Below are 13887 nucleotides of genomic sequence, written 5' to 3' on the forward strand. Positions count from 1 at the left end.
GACGTTAACCTGCGAAGTATTTGCTGCCCCTTTAGACCCACAGGGGGAACACGGTGGCAAGGCACGATCGGGAAGAATCCCTCGAGGAACAGCTGGCCTGGCTCGACGCCATCAAGGAGACGGAAGACGCTCCGGTCAAGGTCAGCGCGTCGTCGGCGTCCGCCGACGACACCGCCGTCGTGTCGCCGTACCCGCAGGACCCGTGGCTCGCGGTGCCGCAGCACGACACGCCGCCCCCGCCGCTGTTCCGGGCCGCGGTCGACTCGGTGTACGGGGCCGCCACGGCTGAGGAGCCGCCGCCCGCGCCCTCGGCCGGGAGTGAGGCGGGGGAGTGGCCGGACCAGGCCGAGCCCGCCGCCGCCCGTACGGTGTCCGCCGACGAGGCGTTCATGGCGCCGCTGCGGCCGCTGCCCCGGCCCGAGGAGCCGGCGCCGGAGCGGGCCGAGGAGCAGACGGAGGAGAACCTGCCCTGGCCGGCGCCCCCGGCCTGGCGGCCCGCGTCCCGCGAGGACACCGCGCCCCAGCCGGCCGTCGCCGACACCCCGCCGTCCGACGACGCGGGCGAGCCGGACCCCGAGACCCATGACCGCCCGGTCTGGACCCCCGACCGGACCGAACCCGACCGCCCGGATCCGGCCGACAGCCCCGGTTGGGGCTCCGGCGAGCACGAGCGGCCCGAGAGGCTTGGTTGGGGCTCCGGCGAGCATCAGCAGCCCGAGGGGCCCGAGCGGGGTGGTTCGGGCGCTGGGGAGCGTGAGCTGCCCGATCGCGTCGGCTGGGGGGCCGCGGAGCAGGAGCGGGCGTCGGAGCCGATCCGGCTGCGGTGGGGCTCGGGCGAGCACGCGCGGCCCGAGTGGCCCTCCGAGGCCGCCGACCGCCCGTTCGGCGGCCAGGAGCGCCCAGAGCGCCCAGAGCGCCAGGAACGCCAGGAGCGTGCGCAGGAGGCCGTGGAGCCGCGGCACCGGCAGGCCCCCGAGTTCCAGCGCCCGGAGCCGCGCCGCCGCCCGGCCCCCGCGCCGGTCTTCAACGCGCCGCCGAAGCCGCCCGTCACCGGCAGGCCCACGGCCGACAGTCTCGACCCCGAGACCCTGCTGCGCGGCCGCCGCAACGCCCCGTCCAAGGGCTGGCGCCGCCTGATCTACAAGGCGTCAGGCGGCTGGATCAAGCCGGGCGAGCCCCCGGAGGTCAGGCGCCGCCGCGCGCTGATGGCCAGGGCCCGCACCCCCGTGGCCGCAGGTCACCACCGGGTGGCGGTGCTGAGCCTGAAGGGCGGCGTCGGCAAGACCACGACCACGGTCGGCCTGGGCGCGACGCTGGCGCAGATGCGCGGCGACCGGGTGATCGCCATCGACGCCAACCCCGACCGCGGCACCCTGTCGGACAAGCTGGAGCTGGAGACGTCCGCGACCGTGCGCGACCTGCTCAACGAGCGCGAGCAGGTCAAGCGTTACGTCGACATCAGGGCGTTCACGTCGCAGGCGCCGTCGCGGCTGGAGGTGCTGGCGTCCGACCGTGACCCGTCGGTGTCGGAGGCGTTCAGCGGCGCCGACTACCAGGCGGTCTCGCAGGTGCTGGAGAACTTCTACTCGATCTGCATCACCGACTGCGGCACCGGCCTGCTGCACTCGGCCATGGGCGGCGTGCTGGGCCTGGCCGACCAGATCGTGCTGGTCAGCTCGCCCTCGGTCGACGGCGCGCGGGCGGCCTCGGCGACGCTCGACTGGCTGGAGGCCCACCACTACGGCGGCCTGGTGCGCGAGGCGACGGTGGTGCTGTGCAGCGTGAGGCCGCGTTCGAAGTCGGCGGTCGACATCAAGAAGCTGGAGGCCCACTTCGCCGCCCGCTGCCGTGCCGTGATCCAGGTGCCCTACGACCCGCATCTGGAGGAGGGCGCCGAGATCGACCTGGACCGGCTGCAGGAGGACACGCGGGAGGCGTTTCTGCAGGTCGCGGCCAGCGTGGGCGACGGCTTCGCGGGCAGCCACGAGTAAGCGGAGGGTGTGGGATTCGAACCCACGAGGCCATCGCTGACCTGGCCGCTTTCAAGGCGGCTGCACTCGTCCACTATGCGAACCCTCCAGTGCGCACACCACGATAGCGGCTGCGGTGACGCCGGTGTACGTTCAGGAGGTGGCGGATCTCAGCGTCGAGGTGGAGCGCGGCGAGGGCGTCATTGTCGTGCGCCTGGCCGGCGACCTCGACAAGCTGACGGCCCCCCGGTTCAAGGAGCGGCTGGCCGACCTGCCCGCCGAGGGCCGGTTCGATCTGGTGGTGGACGCGCTCGGGCTGGAGTTCTGCGATTCGAGCGGCCTGTGGGTGCTGGTGGAGCTGCAGCGGGCGGTGGGCGCGCACGGTGGCGGGCTGCGCCTGACGGGCGTGCACGGGGTGCTGCGCCGGGTGCTCGACGTGACCGGGCTCAAGGCGGTCTTCGACGGGGTCCTACCTGCCCAGCTGTGAGAGCAGCCAGCGCGGCCCGGTGGTCTCGGCGCCGAGCTCGGTGACGCGGTCCTTCAGGGCCCGGTCGGCGGTGACGACGAGCATCCGCTCCCACCGTTTGGCCCGGGCCACCACGTCCACGATGGCGTCGTCGCCGCTGCCGGTGGCGGCGACCACCTGGATGCCGGGCATGTCGGGCACGCCCCTGGCGGCGCCCTCGACGACCGCCACCATGCGCGGGAACCACTGCGCCAGCACCGGATGGTCCAGCCGCAGCCCCGCCACGTCGTGCAGCAGCCGGGTGGCGGCGCCGAGCCGGTCGTTCCACCAGCCGTGCTCGTGGCGGGCGCCGACGATGTTGGCCACGTCGAGCACGACGGTCTCGGGGCTGATCGCGCCCTGGATGTCGTCCCACGTCTCGGCGAACCCGGGATGCAGCTTGCGCCCCGGCACCTCGGGCAGCGGCACCCAGCGCAGCTCGTCGCTCTCGCCGTTGGCGCACACGGCGGCCAGCCGCTCGGCCGACTCGGCGATCACGGTCTCGAACTGCCAGCCGCCGTGGTCGTCGAGGTAGACGCCCTGGACGCGCAGCCCGTCAGCGGCGAGCGCGGCTTCCTCGTGGGCCTCGCGCAGCGCGGACGCCACGGCGTCCTCGTGGCTGTCGCGGGCTCCGCCGGGCAGGCCCCAGGTGCCGCCGTGGTGGCTCCACCAGGACCGCTTCTGCATCAGCACGTGCGGGGTGCCGAGGTCGTCATGGTGCACGGCCAGGAGCCCGGAGGCGCCGTGGAGCCCCCAGTGCCGGTGGCCTCGTCCGCATTCGGTCCAGCCGTCGCCGTCCTTGTCCGCCATGTCGAAATTGTCGCAGCCTTCGCTTGAGATGACGTGGTGGTCATCATCCTACGTACCTTCTGACCTGCGGTAACCCTGGGCGCACCGTGCGTGACGGGCGCCGGGTCCGGGCTCAGCCGCCGCCCTTGCTGAAGTGCTGGTAGTCCTTGGTGCCGGACCAGTCGCCGCCCCACTCCCAGCCGACGGCCGCGAAGGCCCGTACGACCTTGTCGCCGGGGTTGATGACGCCTTTGCCCTTCATCGGGCGTTCGGTGTACTTCTCGGCGTTCGGGTGGGCGGTGTCGCCGCCGGCGGTGACGTACGGGTTCTCGCGCGGGTTGAGGTCGATGGCCTCGCCGTAGGCATGGTTGGACCAGCTCCCGGACCCGGTGGCGCGGCGGCAGTTGAAGGCCGAGGTGTTGTCGGCGTCGATGGAGTCGTAGTCGTCGCCCCGGTAGACGTCGACGAGCTCCATCCGCCGGATCGGCCACCGCCAGTCGTACAGCTTGCGGAAGACGGTGACGACGTCGTCGGTGACGGTCTTCCTGACGACGAGCTCGCCGGTGTGCGGTTTGTCGTCGAAGCCCCAGTAGGACATCGTGATCAGCCGCAGGTCGCGGTAGTGGACCGGGCAGCCGGAGCGCCATGAGTGCCGCAGGCGGTCACGGCTGATGGTGCTGACTTCGGCCTTGAACTCGGGCGGCTCGGTGGCGGTCGGGGTCGGCGTCGGGGCCGGGGTGGCGGGCGTCCGCGTCGTGGGTGCGGCCGGCGGGCTGGGCGCGGAGGACGCGACCGGCGCCTGCCCGCCGCACGCGACGGACGCGAGCATCACGAACGTCATGGCGGCAGCACGCTTCATCTGGCCACCATATGCGACGTCGTGCCAGGTCAGGGTGTACGGTCGCCGGTCGGCGAGCCGACGTGCCGCCCCCGGGTGAGCTCGCGCAGGGCGTCGGCCGCGTACACGACCAGGGCGAGGAACGAGACGCCGGCGAGCCCGCCGCCGATCCACAGGTCGTTGACGGTGACGTCGGTGTAGGCGACACCGGCGGGCTGGTAGCCGATCGCGAACGGCGCGGCCACCAGCCAGAGGCCGGTCAGGAACAGCAGGACGAGGGCGGAGACGCCCAGTTTGGCCTTCATCGGTTCTCCTCGGCGGTGACCAGGGTGACCGAGCCGTTCTGGCGGTTCGGGCGGGCGGTGTGGTTCAGGTCCTCGCGCAGCGCCTCGACGAGCGGCGCGAGGAGGGCGGCGAGCTCCGCGGATGAGGTCTGCGGCGCCGCCGGGGCGGGCTCGGGCTCCGGCTCGGCCTTGCGCTCGCGTACGGTCACGAGGCCGCGTGCGACGAGGTCCTCGTGGATGGCGGCGGCGAAGGCGGAGGCGCCGGCGAGCCCGATGACGGCCACGCCGAGGCCGGTGAAGAACTCGGCGGTGGTCGGATCGGTCCAGTCGGCGTTCGCCGGCTGGGTGCCCAGGGCGAACGGGGCGAGCATCAGCCACAGGCCGGCCAGGGCCGCCAGGACGGCCGTGACGGCGCCGATGAACTTGCGAATCATTGCGGGATCCCTCCAGTGACGAGGTCTTTGCGCGGCGGCGCGGCCTGCGCGAGCAGCGCGCGCGAGGTGGGGCGCAGCACGTTCTGCGCCACCGACCTGGCGCGTTCCGGCTCGGACCGGTCGTCGGGCGGAGCCATCCGCGCGACCGCGGTGAGCAGGGCGGACGGCCGCCCGTTGGTACGCTCCACCCGCTGGGCGACGAGCTCCAGCAGCAGCCCGGCCAGGACCATGTCGTCCTTGCCGAGCGGCGGGGCGGCGGGCTCAGGCGGGGCCGCGGAGCCGCGCAGCGGCAGCTCCTTGAGCAGGAGCGTGGCGACGAAGCCGAGCAGCGCGATGGGCACGCCGACGATGAACACGGTCTCCAGGCCGCGCGTGAACGCCTCCAGGATGATGTTCTTGATCGGCTCGGGCAGGTGCTGGATCTGGTCGGGGCTGCCGAGCGAGGCGGTGTCGGCGCTGGGCTTCATGCCCGCGGCGCGCAGCATGTCGGCCATCTCGCTGTTGAGGCGGTTGGTGAGGATGGCGCCGAACGCGGCCACGCCGACGGCGCCGCCGAGCGAGCGGAAGAACGACACGCCGGACGTGGTCGCGGCCATGTCGCGCAGCTCGGAGCCGTTCTGCGCGGCCAGGATCAGCATCTGCATGGACAGCCCGAGCCCGAGGCCCAGCACGGCCACGTCGAAGCCGATGAGCCATTCGCCGGAGTCGACGTGCAGCCGCGACAGCAGGAACAGCCCGACGGCCACGATGAGCAGGCCGGCGACGGGGAAGAGCTTCCACCTGCCGGTCCGGGTGACGATCTTGCCGGAGACCACGCCGGACACGAACAGCGCGAGCACCATCGGCAGCGTCATGAGCCCGGACGCGGTCGGCGACATGCCCTTGACGATCTGCAGGTACTGCGGCAGGTAGATCATCGCGCCGAACATCGCCATGCCGACGAACAGCGAGGCGAGGCTGGTCAGCACGAACGTGCGGTTGCGGAAAAGGCGGGGCGGCAGGATCGGGTTGCCGTGGGTGCGCTCGGCGACCACGGCCAGGGCCAGCATGAGCAGGCTGAGCGCGCCGAGGAAGTAGGTCCAGGGCGAGTTCCACGCGAACTGGTTGCCGCCGAAGGTCAGCAGCAGCATCAGCGCGCTCGCGCTGGCCGTGATGGTGGTGGCGCCCCAGATGTCGATCGTGGTGTCGCGCTTGACCGACGGCAGCTTGAGCACCTTCTGGATCACGAAGAAGGACACCAGCGCGAACGGCACGACCACGTAGAAGCACCAGCGCCAGCCGAGCCAGTCGGCGTCGACGATGAACCCGCCGAGCAGCGGCCCGGCGACGGTGGAGATGCCGAAGACGGCGCCCATGTAGCCGGAGTAGCGGCCGCGCTCGCGCGGCGAGACGATGTCGCCCAGGATGACCTGTGACAGGGCGGACAGGCCGCCGACGCCCAGTCCCTGCACGGCGCGGGCGGCGATGAGCTGGCCCATGTCCTGTGACAGGCCGGCGACGAGCGACGCCGCGACGAACAGCCCGAGGGCGGTCTGGAAGAGCAGCTTACGGCCGAACAGGTCCGACAGCTTGCCCCACAACGGCGTCGACACCGTCATCGTCAGCATGGTCGCCGACGCCACCCACGAGTACTGGTCCTGTCCGCCGAGTTCCCCCACGATCGTCGGCAGCGCGGTGCCCACCACGGAGGTCGAGATCATCGAGGTGAGCATGGCGAGCATGAGCCCCGACATGACCTCGAGAATCTCGCGGTGGGTGTAGTGCCGTCCCGCGGGGGTCGCGGTCTGTGTCCGGGCTACCAAGACACCACTTCCCCTCTTAAGTCCGCATTGGAGTATACGCCCGTTTACTAGCCGCTCGGCAAGTGGATATATTCCCGAGCATGGAAGATTCCGGTCTGTGACCGCAAGGGGCCCCATAACTCCGTAATACGGGTCGTTTGGTACGTGGCGGCCGACATACGCAGCGGTAACTTGACAGCACCCCCATCAAGGAGTGCACATGTTCGGTAAACGCTGTGCGCTGGCAGGAACCGCCCTCCTGGCCGCCTGCCTGGCCACTCCATTCACCCCCGCGCTGGCCGCCGAACCGGTCCCCCAAGCGGCACCAGCGGACACCCCGCCGGCCGTCATCGACGCACTCGAGCGCGACCTCGGCCTCACCGAGCAGCAGGTCGTCACCCGCCTCGCCAACGAACAGCGAGCCGCCGCGGTCGAAGCCACGCTGACCGCCTCGTTAGGCGACTCGTACGGCGGCGCCTGGCTGAACGCCGACGCGTCCAAGCTCATGGTCGCCACCACCGACGCGGCCGAGAAGCCGGCCATCGAGGCCAAGGGCGCCGAACCCGTCGTGGTGACCCGCACGCTGGCCCAGCTCGACGGCGTCAAGGCGAAGATCGACCAGGCCCCCCGCAAGGCCCGCTCCGGCGCCTCCCTCTGGTACGTCGACGTGACGACCAACAGCGTCGTCATCGTCGCCGGACAGCAGCAGGCCGCCGAGGCCCTGGCCGCGGCCGCGGGCGTCGACCGCAGCGCGGTCCAGCTCACCGTCAGCACCGAGAGCCCGCAGCTCTACCAGGACATCGTCGGCGGCGACCCCTACTACATCGGCTCCAGCCGGTGCAGCATCGGTTTCTCCGTCACCCGCGGCTCCACCCCCGGCTTCGTCACCGCGGGCCACTGCGGCCGCACCGGCGCCCGGACCAGCAGCCCGTCGGGCACCTTCCAGGGCTCCTCCTTCCCGGGCAACGACTACGCCTGGGTCGCCACGCCCGGCCACAACGCCACCCCGTACGTCCGCGGCGCCGGCGGCTCGCTCGTCGCCGTCCGCGGCTCCACGCAGGCGCCTGTGGGCTCGTCCATCTGCCGCTCCGGCTCCACCACCGGCTGGCGCTGCGGCACCATCCAGCAGCACAACGCCAGCGTCACCTACCCGCAGGGCACGGTCAGCGGCCTGACCCGCACCAGCGCGTGCGCCCAGCCGGGTGACTCCGGCGGTCCGTTCATCTCGAACGGCCAGGCCCAGGGCGTCACCTCGGGCGGCTCCGGCAACTGCAGCACCGGCGGGACCACGTACCACCAGCCGGTCAACGAGATCCTCAGCACGTACGGGCTGACGCTCAGGACGATCTGACCCGGGTCGGAGCCCGGCGGCGCGCCGCCGGGCTCCGATGAGTTTCGGCGGGCAGCCTGGTCTTCATGGGTGACAGCGACATCGACCCGCAAGGAGAGAGACCATGAAGCGGCCCGCACTTGACGGCATGCTCCTGGCCAGCGCCGATCCGCGCAGGCTCGCCACCTGGTACGAGACGGTCCTCGACGCCACCGAGACCGCCGACGTCGACGGCTACCGGGTGCTCACGTACGGGAGTTTTCACCTGATCATCGACCACCGGACGGACATCTCGGACAAGAACCCCGAGCCCGGCAGGATGATCCTCAACTTCGACGTCGACGACGCCCGCGCCGTGGCGAAGCGGGTGGAGAGCACCGGCGCCGCCTGGCTGGCCGAGCTGGAGGACCGCGACGGCAGCCTGTTCGCCACGGCCATCGACCCGGACGGCAACTACGTCCAGATCATCCAGCTCAGCGACGAGCACAGGGCGGCGATGTGATGTTCGGCACGACCAAGGCATTCAGCGGCTTCTCCGTCGACGACATCGCCACGGCCAAGGAGTTCTACGGCCGGACGCTCGGCATCAGGGTGTCGGAGGAGCACGGCATGCTCACCCTGCACATCGCGGGCGACCGCGACATCCTGGTCTACCCGAAGGAGGATCACGTGCCGGCCACGTACACGATCCTCAACTTCCCGGTCGACGACATCGAGCAGGCGGTGGACGAGCTGGCCCGCCGAGGGGTGCGCTTCGAGCGCTACCCGCACATGAAGACCGACGAGCGCGGGATCTTCCGGGGCGGCGGCCCGCTCATCGCTTGGTTCACCGACCCGGCGGGCAACGTGCTGTCCGTGCTGCAGGAGTAGTTCTGTCGGTGCCGGGCGGCACACTCGGGCGCATGGACGTGCGTTTGCGAGATGTCACCGAGGCCGACCTCGACACCTTCCACGAGCAGGAGTGCGACCCGGAGGCGGCCTCCCGGGCCCGCTGGCGGCCCCGGGAGCGCGAGGCCTTCATGGCCCACTGGAAGGCCAACGTCCTCGGCGACCCCGGCTGCCTCGTCCAGGCGGTGACCGTCGACGGCGCGCTCGCGGGCAACGTGGTGGCCTGGTGGCACGGCGAGCGGCGGTTCATCGGCTACTGGCTCGGCCGCGAGTTCTGGGGCAGGGGCGTCGGCACGCTGGCCCTGACCCGCTTCCTTGAGCTGGAGCGGGAGCGGCCGCTGCACGCCGACCCGCACGAGGGCAACGCCGGGTCCGTCCGGCTGCTGGAGCGGTGCGGCTTCCGGCGGACCGGCACCGACCCCGACGGCCACGTCATGCTGGTGCTGAGCTGACCGGCCTATAGTCGGGCCACATGGGCATCGAGGGGTCGTTCTGGCGGGCCATCGCGGTCTATCGCTTCGCCTCCCTGGGCTACGCCGCGCTGCTGCTGGCCAGTGCCGGCGGCTACGCGCGGCCCGTCGCCGGGTGGCTCGTCCTCGGCGTGATGGCCGGGTGGACCGTGGCCACCACCATCGCCTACACGACCTCGCGCAGCCGTGCCCTCCTGGTGATCGACGTCCTCGTCACGCTCGGCTGCATGGCCGCCTCGCCGTACGTCCAGGGGGCCTACGCCGGGCCGGGGGTGATGCCCGTCACGGCAACCTGGGTCGGCGGCCCGGTGCTCGCCTGGGCGGTCCACGGCGGGCGGCGCGCGGGCGCCGTCGCGGCGATCGTGCTGTCGCTCGCCGACCTGTGGCTGCGCGGACCGCACGGTTTCGACCTCTCCGTCCCGGTCAACGGCGCGGTGCTGCTCATCCTGGCCGGCACCGTCGTCGGCCACGTGGCCAGGCTCACCAAGCAGGCGGAGGAGCGGCTGCAACGGGCCGTCGAGCGGGAGGCCGCCGTGCGCGAGCGCGAACGGATCGCGCGCGGCATCCACGACTCGGTGCTGCAGGTGCTGGCGCTGGTGCAGCGGCGCGGCCTGGAGATCGGCGGAGAGGCCGCCGAGCTCGGCCGGCTCGCCGGCGAGCAGGAGGCCGCCGTGCGCGAGCTGATCCGCAGCGGCCCCGCCACGGCCGAGGACGACACCGGCCTGGTCGACGTGGGCGCCCGCTTACGCCGCTTCACCACGCCCACCGTGACCGTCTCGGCCCCGGCCACCCCGCTGCCACTGCCCGCCGCCCGCGCCCGCGAGGTCGAGGCGGCCGTCGGCGCGGCGCTCGACAACGTGCGCCGGCACTGCGGAGAGGACGCCCGCGCCTGGGTCTTCGCCGAGGACGACGCCGGATCGATCACCATCACCGTGCGCGACGAGGGCCCCGGCATCTCCGCAGGCCGCCTCGCCGAAGCCGAGGCCGAAGGCAGGCTCGGCGTCGCGCAGTCGATCCGCGGCCGGATCGCCGGCCTCGGCGGCACCGTCACCATCGCCTCCGTGCCCGGCCAGGGCACCGAGGTCGAGATTACAGTGACCAGATGACCAGTGCCCTGCGCGTGATGGTGGTGGACGACCACCCGATGTGGCGCGACGCCGTCGCCCGCGACCTGGAGAACGCCGCCTACGAGGTCGTGGCGACCGTCGGCGAGGGCCGCCAGGCGCTGCGCGTCGCCGGCGCCATCCGGCCCGACGTGGTCATCCTCGACCTGCAACTGCCCGACCTGCCCGGCGTCGAGGTCGCCCGCGGGCTCGCCGCCACCGAACAGCCGCCCCGCGTCCTGGTCCTGTCGGCCAGCGGCGAGCACGAGGACGTGCTGGAGGCGGTCAAGGCCGGAGCCTCCGGCTACCTGGTCAAGTCGGCGAGCCGGGAGGAGTTCCTCGACGCCGTCCGCCGCACCGCCGAAGGCGAACCCGTCTTCACCCCCGGCCTGGCCGGGCTCGTGCTCGGCGAATACCGCCGCCTCGCCACCCAGCGCCCCGCCGCCGACGGGCCCAGCCTCACCGACCGCGAGACCGAGGTGCTGCGCCTGGTCGCCAAGGGCCTGTCCTACAAGCAGATCGCCGAACGCCTCGTGCTCAGCCACCGCACCGTGCAGAACCACGTACAGAACACTCTGAACAAGCTGCAACTCCACAACCGCGTCGAACTCGTCCGCTACGCCATCGAACGCGGGCTCGACCAGGCCTGACGGTCAAAGACTGTCGACCTTGTACGGGTCGTGCTCGGTGAGCAGCTTGTCCAGGCGCGCCTGGTCGACCCGGCTGGACATGTGGGCGACCTCCTGCCGGTCACGGATGACCTTGGCCAGGCCGAACGCGGACGTCACCGTATACAGCACCGCGATCGCCAGGAACGCCCGCACCCAGGGGTCGATCGGCAGGAAGACGATGCCGAGCGCCGTGCTGCCGAGCGCCACGGCGAACGAGATGACACTCTGCGCGTAGTAGGCGGCGGTCATGGTGGGCTGGACTGGTTTGGTCATGCCCCCAGGGTCCGCCACCGGGCAGGCGAGCACATGAGTACGCGTACCTGAGTACGTGCCGCCGTTCTCAGTAGCGCCAGCCGGACCAGCGGGTCACGGCCACGACGATCACCGGACCCTCCGGGCGTCGGCCCGCGTACTGGTCGTACTTGGCCACCAGCGCGTCGAGCGCCTCGGCACGCTCGGCCTCGTCGGCGATCTGCGCGCTGCCGTCGGCACGCGCCCACCACAGGCGCGTCCAGTCGTCCTCGTAATGGTCGACGAGCAGCGAGACGTTCGGATTCGCGCGGATGTCGCGCAGCCGCCTCAGGTCGGCGGTGCGCTTCGGCTTGTGGTCGACAGCCGTCACGACCCGTTCGCCGAGCACGGCGAACGTCACGGGCACCACACGCGGCAACCCGTCGGAACCGGCGGTGCCCAGCCGGGCGACCCGCGCGGCCCCGAACAGCCGGCGCGCCGTCCCGGCATCCAATCGCACCGCCTGAGCGGTCCTACAGCTTGTACAGCTTGTGGAAAGGTGTCGTGATCCGCTCCTGCCGTGACCCGAAGTCGACGACGACGGCGATCTCGTCTTCCACTCCGATGACGACACCCAGGCCAAAACGGTCATGGGTGACCCGGTCGTTCAGGCTGAGCTGCTCGACCGGTGGAGCGGGAGGCGGGGGTTTGAAGGGACTGGTAGGCAGGTGGCGGCGGGGCGCGCCGCTAGCTGGCTTCACCCCTCCAGTATGTGCCGCCCAAGCCACTACCCGCGACCGGGGGTAGGTTACTTGTCCGTGGTGAACACTGTTCGCACCAGGCTGGAGAAGGCTTGTGGGGCCGAATCCCCCTCCGAATCCGCCTATGTCGTAGGCGTGAGACCCCGCTCCGGCCGGTCCGGCCAGATCCGCTGAGCACCGGCGCCACCGTCATCTCGAACCGGTCCTGACCCGGCTCACCCCAGGCGACCTCCAGCACCCGGTGCCCGCCCGGACGCCAGCAGGGTGTCGACGGGCCTCTGGATTGCCCGCCGTACGGTTCCTCGTCCGGGTCGCATGCCGCGCGGGATCGTACGGCTACGGGGTGAGGACGAGGCGGCCGCGGAGGGGGGTGGTGGCGAGGCGGTGGTGGGCGGCGGCCACCTGGTCGAGGGGGAGGGCGCCGGCGACGCGGAGGGTGAGGGCGCCCGCTTCGGCCAGGGCGGCCAGGCGCGACAGGTGGGCGCCGTCGGCGCGGATCCAGTGGTTGAAGACCCGGATGCCGCGCAGCGGGGGCGGCGCGCCTCCGGCGACCGCGACCACGCGGAGCCCGCGCGCGACGGCCAGCTGGACCGCGAACCCGCCGACGGCCCCGGCCGCCCCGGTCACCAGCAGCGTCTGCCCGTCGTCCAGCCCGAGCCCGTCGAGCGCCTGGGCGGCGGTCAGGCCGTTCAGGGGCAGCGTGGCGGCCTCCACGGGCGACAGGCCCGCGGGCGCGGCGGCGACCGCGTCGGCGTCGAGGACGACGTGTTCGGCCTGGGCGCCGAGGGGCACGTCGAGCCGGTCGCACAGCCCGATGACGCGGTCGCCGGGCTTGAACCCGGTGACGCCGGGCCCGATCTGGTCGACGGTCCCGGCGGCGTCCCAGCCGATGCCGATCACGTCGCGCGCCGGCAGCAGGCCCGCTCCGGTGAGCGCGCCGGACCGGGTGGCCAGGTCGACCGGGTTGACCGTCGCGGCCTCGACCCGGATGCGGACCTGCCCTTCCGCGGCGACCGGCGCCGGGACGTCGGCGATCCGCAGGACTTCGGCCCCGCCGAAGGCCCGGATGACAACGGCACGCATGAAGAATCGCCCCCAGTTCCGGATATTTCAGGAATCGCGGATTACCGTATGGAGAGCGGCTTTCTACCAGGAAGTACGCACTTCAAGGTGCCTTACGTACGCCCGGGTGCGACGATCGAGCCGAGACCGACCCCGTTCCGAAGGAGCGCGTCAAGCAGTGACGGACAAGCAAGATCTCCCCATCCTCGCCTTCGCCTCCCAGGCCGAGTTCGAGAAGTGGCTCGACGCCGAGCACGCCGTCTCGCCCGGCCTCTGGCTGAAGATCGCTAAGAAGGACTCCGGCATTCCGTCCGTCACGTACGCCGAGGCGCTGGACGTGGCGCTCTGCTTCGGCTGGATCGACGGGCAGAAGGTGAAGTTCGACGCCGAGCACTGGCTGCAGCGGTTCACCCCGCGCAAGCCGAGGAGCCGGTGGTCGAAGGTCAACTGCGGCAAGGTCGAACGGCTCATCGCCGCCGGGGCGATGCGCCCGGCCGGTCTCGCGCAGGTCGAGAAGGCGAAGGCCGACGGCCGGTGGGAGGCGGCCTACGAATCGTCGAGCACGGCGACCGTACCCGATGACCTTCAGGCGGCGCTCGACGCCGACCCCGTGGCGGCGGAGTTCTTCGCCACGCTCGACAGGGCCAACCGTTACGCGATCCTCTACCGCGTCGGCGACGCCAAGCGGCCCGCGACGCGGGCGGCGCGGATCGAGAAGTTCGTCGCGATGCTCCGGGAGCACCAGAAGATCTACCCGTGAGCACGCAGGC

General features: G+C 71.9%; 18 protein-coding genes and 1 tRNA gene. 9 read left to right on the top strand and 10 right to left on the bottom strand.

Annotated features, from left to right (window positions below; genetic code table 11):
- Positions 1–53: 53 nt before the first annotated feature.
- Positions 54–1991: a MinD/ParA family ATP-binding protein gene (locus KME80_RS00365; RefSeq protein WP_308125558.1), complete on the top strand. Its 1938-nt coding sequence runs from the start codon at positions 54–56 to the stop codon at positions 1989–1991.
- Between the two features lies 1 nt (position 1992).
- Here the strand turns inward: KME80_RS00365 and KME80_RS00370 are convergent.
- Positions 1993–2079: transfer RNA gene (locus KME80_RS00370), tRNA-Ser, on the bottom strand.
- 51 nt (positions 2080–2130) lie between these two features.
- On the opposite strand from KME80_RS00370, the gene KME80_RS00375 reads away from it, so the two are divergent.
- Positions 2131–2457 carry an STAS domain-containing protein gene (locus KME80_RS00375; protein ID WP_219498660.1) on the top strand — a complete coding sequence of 109 codons (327 nt, stop codon included), beginning with the start codon at positions 2131–2133 and terminating at the stop codon, positions 2455–2457.
- Here KME80_RS00375 and KME80_RS00380 read toward each other — a convergent pair.
- The 5 genes from KME80_RS00380 to KME80_RS00400 form a co-directional block, all read right to left on the bottom strand.
- On the bottom strand, positions 2440–3285 hold the full coding sequence (locus tag KME80_RS00380) for an NUDIX hydrolase (protein WP_219498662.1): 846 nt from the start codon (positions 3283–3285) through the stop codon (positions 2440–2442). The genes KME80_RS00375 and KME80_RS00380 overlap by 18 nt on opposite strands.
- Positions 3286–3397: 112 nt before the next feature.
- Positions 3398–4123, bottom strand: coding sequence for a M15 family metallopeptidase (locus KME80_RS00385; protein ID WP_246643587.1), 726 nt, complete (start codon positions 4121–4123; stop codon positions 3398–3400).
- A 29-nt stretch (positions 4124–4152) separates the two neighbouring features.
- Positions 4153–4407: a hypothetical protein gene (locus tag KME80_RS00390; protein ID WP_219498664.1), complete on the bottom strand. Its 255-nt coding sequence runs from the start codon at positions 4405–4407 to the stop codon at positions 4153–4155.
- Positions 4404–4820, bottom strand: coding sequence for a hypothetical protein (locus KME80_RS00395; protein ID WP_219498667.1), 417 nt, complete (start codon positions 4818–4820; stop codon positions 4404–4406). Before KME80_RS00395 ends, KME80_RS00390 begins: the two co-directional genes overlap by 4 nt.
- Positions 4817–6739: an MDR family MFS transporter gene (locus tag KME80_RS00400; RefSeq protein WP_219498670.1), complete on the bottom strand. Its 1923-nt coding sequence runs from the start codon at positions 6737–6739 to the stop codon at positions 4817–4819. Before KME80_RS00400 ends, KME80_RS00395 begins: the two co-directional genes overlap by 4 nt.
- 82 nt (positions 6740–6821) lie before the next feature.
- Here KME80_RS00400 and KME80_RS00405 point away from each other — a divergent pair, with 82 nt between their 5' ends.
- From KME80_RS00405 to KME80_RS00430, 6 genes are all read left to right on the top strand, one after another.
- Positions 6822–7952 (top strand): S1 family peptidase, encoded by a 1131-nt coding sequence (locus KME80_RS00405; protein ID WP_219498673.1) that lies wholly within the window; start codon positions 6822–6824, stop codon positions 7950–7952.
- A 103-nt stretch (positions 7953–8055) separates the two neighbouring features.
- Entirely contained in the window at positions 8056–8433 is a 378-nt protein-coding gene (locus KME80_RS00410) for a VOC family protein (protein WP_219498675.1), read from the top strand.
- Positions 8433–8801, top strand: a complete 369-nt coding sequence (locus KME80_RS00415) for a VOC family protein (protein ID WP_219498677.1) — start codon at positions 8433–8435, stop codon at positions 8799–8801. The genes KME80_RS00410 and KME80_RS00415 overlap by 1 nt, the downstream gene beginning before the upstream one ends.
- A 32-nt stretch (positions 8802–8833) precedes the next feature.
- On the top strand, positions 8834–9271 hold the full coding sequence (locus KME80_RS00420; protein ID WP_219498680.1) for a GNAT family N-acetyltransferase: 438 nt from the start codon (positions 8834–8836) through the stop codon (positions 9269–9271).
- Between the two features lie 20 nt (positions 9272–9291).
- On the top strand, positions 9292–10395 hold the full coding sequence (gene macS / locus KME80_RS00425; RefSeq protein WP_219498683.1) for a MacS family sensor histidine kinase: 1104 nt from the start codon (positions 9292–9294) through the stop codon (positions 10393–10395).
- Complete coding sequence (locus tag KME80_RS00430; RefSeq protein WP_219498686.1) at positions 10392–11042, top strand: response regulator; 651 nt, start codon at positions 10392–10394, stop codon at positions 11040–11042. Before macS ends, KME80_RS00430 begins: the two co-directional genes overlap by 4 nt.
- 3 nt (positions 11043–11045) lie before the next feature.
- Here the strand turns inward: KME80_RS00430 and KME80_RS00435 are convergent, their stop codons facing one another.
- From KME80_RS00435 to KME80_RS00450, 4 genes are all read right to left on the bottom strand, one after another.
- Positions 11046–11336 (bottom strand): YiaA/YiaB family inner membrane protein, encoded by a 291-nt coding sequence (locus tag KME80_RS00435; RefSeq protein ID WP_219498689.1) that lies wholly within the window; start codon positions 11334–11336, stop codon positions 11046–11048.
- A 67-nt stretch (positions 11337–11403) separates the two neighbouring features.
- On the bottom strand, positions 11404–11814 hold the full coding sequence (locus KME80_RS00440; RefSeq protein WP_219499476.1) for a TIGR03668 family PPOX class F420-dependent oxidoreductase: 411 nt from the start codon (positions 11812–11814) through the stop codon (positions 11404–11406).
- 13 nt (positions 11815–11827) lie between these two features.
- Entirely contained in the window at positions 11828–12055 is a 228-nt protein-coding gene (locus KME80_RS00445; protein WP_219498691.1) for a hypothetical protein, read from the bottom strand.
- Between the two features lie 336 nt (positions 12056–12391).
- Positions 12392–13138 (bottom strand): alcohol dehydrogenase catalytic domain-containing protein, encoded by a 747-nt coding sequence (locus KME80_RS00450; protein ID WP_219498694.1) that lies wholly within the window; start codon positions 13136–13138, stop codon positions 12392–12394.
- A 157-nt stretch (positions 13139–13295) separates the two neighbouring features.
- On the opposite strand from KME80_RS00450, the gene KME80_RS52545 reads away from it, so the two are divergent.
- Positions 13296–13877 carry a YdeI/OmpD-associated family protein gene (locus tag KME80_RS52545; RefSeq protein ID WP_219498699.1) on the top strand — a complete coding sequence of 194 codons (582 nt, stop codon included), beginning with the start codon at positions 13296–13298 and terminating at the stop codon, positions 13875–13877.
- The last annotated feature ends 10 nt before the right edge of the window (positions 13878–13887 follow it).

The organism is Nonomuraea ceibae (assembly GCF_019396325.1).
In the GTDB taxonomy this organism is placed as follows: domain Bacteria; phylum Actinomycetota; class Actinomycetes; order Streptosporangiales; family Streptosporangiaceae; genus Nonomuraea; species Nonomuraea ceibae.

Bases quoted from the DNA above. Each gene is read 5' to 3' on its own strand.
- KME80_RS00400 (WP_219498670.1), bottom strand. From the start codon at position 6,739: ATGGGGCCCCTTGCGGTCACAGACCGGAATCTTCCATGCTCGGGAATA.
- macS (WP_219498683.1), top strand. From the start codon at position 9,292: ATGGGCATCGAGGGGTCGTTCTGGCGGGCCATCGCGGTCTATCGCTTC.
- KME80_RS00405 (WP_219498673.1), top strand. From the start codon at position 6,822: ATGTTCGGTAAACGCTGTGCGCTGGCAGGAACCGCCCTCCTGGCCGCC.
- KME80_RS00380 (WP_219498662.1), bottom strand. From the start codon at position 3,285: ATGGCGGACAAGGACGGCGACGGCTGGACCGAATGCGGACGAGGCCAC.
- KME80_RS00410 (WP_219498675.1), top strand. From the start codon at position 8,056: ATGAAGCGGCCCGCACTTGACGGCATGCTCCTGGCCAGCGCCGATCCG.
- KME80_RS00390 (WP_219498664.1), bottom strand. From the start codon at position 4,407: ATGAAGGCCAAACTGGGCGTCTCCGCCCTCGTCCTGCTGTTCCTGACC.
- KME80_RS00385 (WP_246643587.1), bottom strand. From the start codon at position 4,123: ATGAAGCGTGCTGCCGCCATGACGTTCGTGATGCTCGCGTCCGTCGCG.
- KME80_RS00415 (WP_219498677.1), top strand. From the start codon at position 8,433: ATGTTCGGCACGACCAAGGCATTCAGCGGCTTCTCCGTCGACGACATC.
- KME80_RS00420 (WP_219498680.1), top strand. From the start codon at position 8,834: ATGGACGTGCGTTTGCGAGATGTCACCGAGGCCGACCTCGACACCTTC.
- KME80_RS00395 (WP_219498667.1), bottom strand. From the start codon at position 4,820: ATGATTCGCAAGTTCATCGGCGCCGTCACGGCCGTCCTGGCGGCCCTG.
- KME80_RS00430 (WP_219498686.1), top strand. From the start codon at position 10,392: ATGACCAGTGCCCTGCGCGTGATGGTGGTGGACGACCACCCGATGTGG.
- KME80_RS00435 (WP_219498689.1), bottom strand. From the start codon at position 11,336: ATGACCAAACCAGTCCAGCCCACCATGACCGCCGCCTACTACGCGCAG.
- KME80_RS00450 (WP_219498694.1), bottom strand. From the start codon at position 13,138: ATGCGTGCCGTTGTCATCCGGGCCTTCGGCGGGGCCGAAGTCCTGCGG.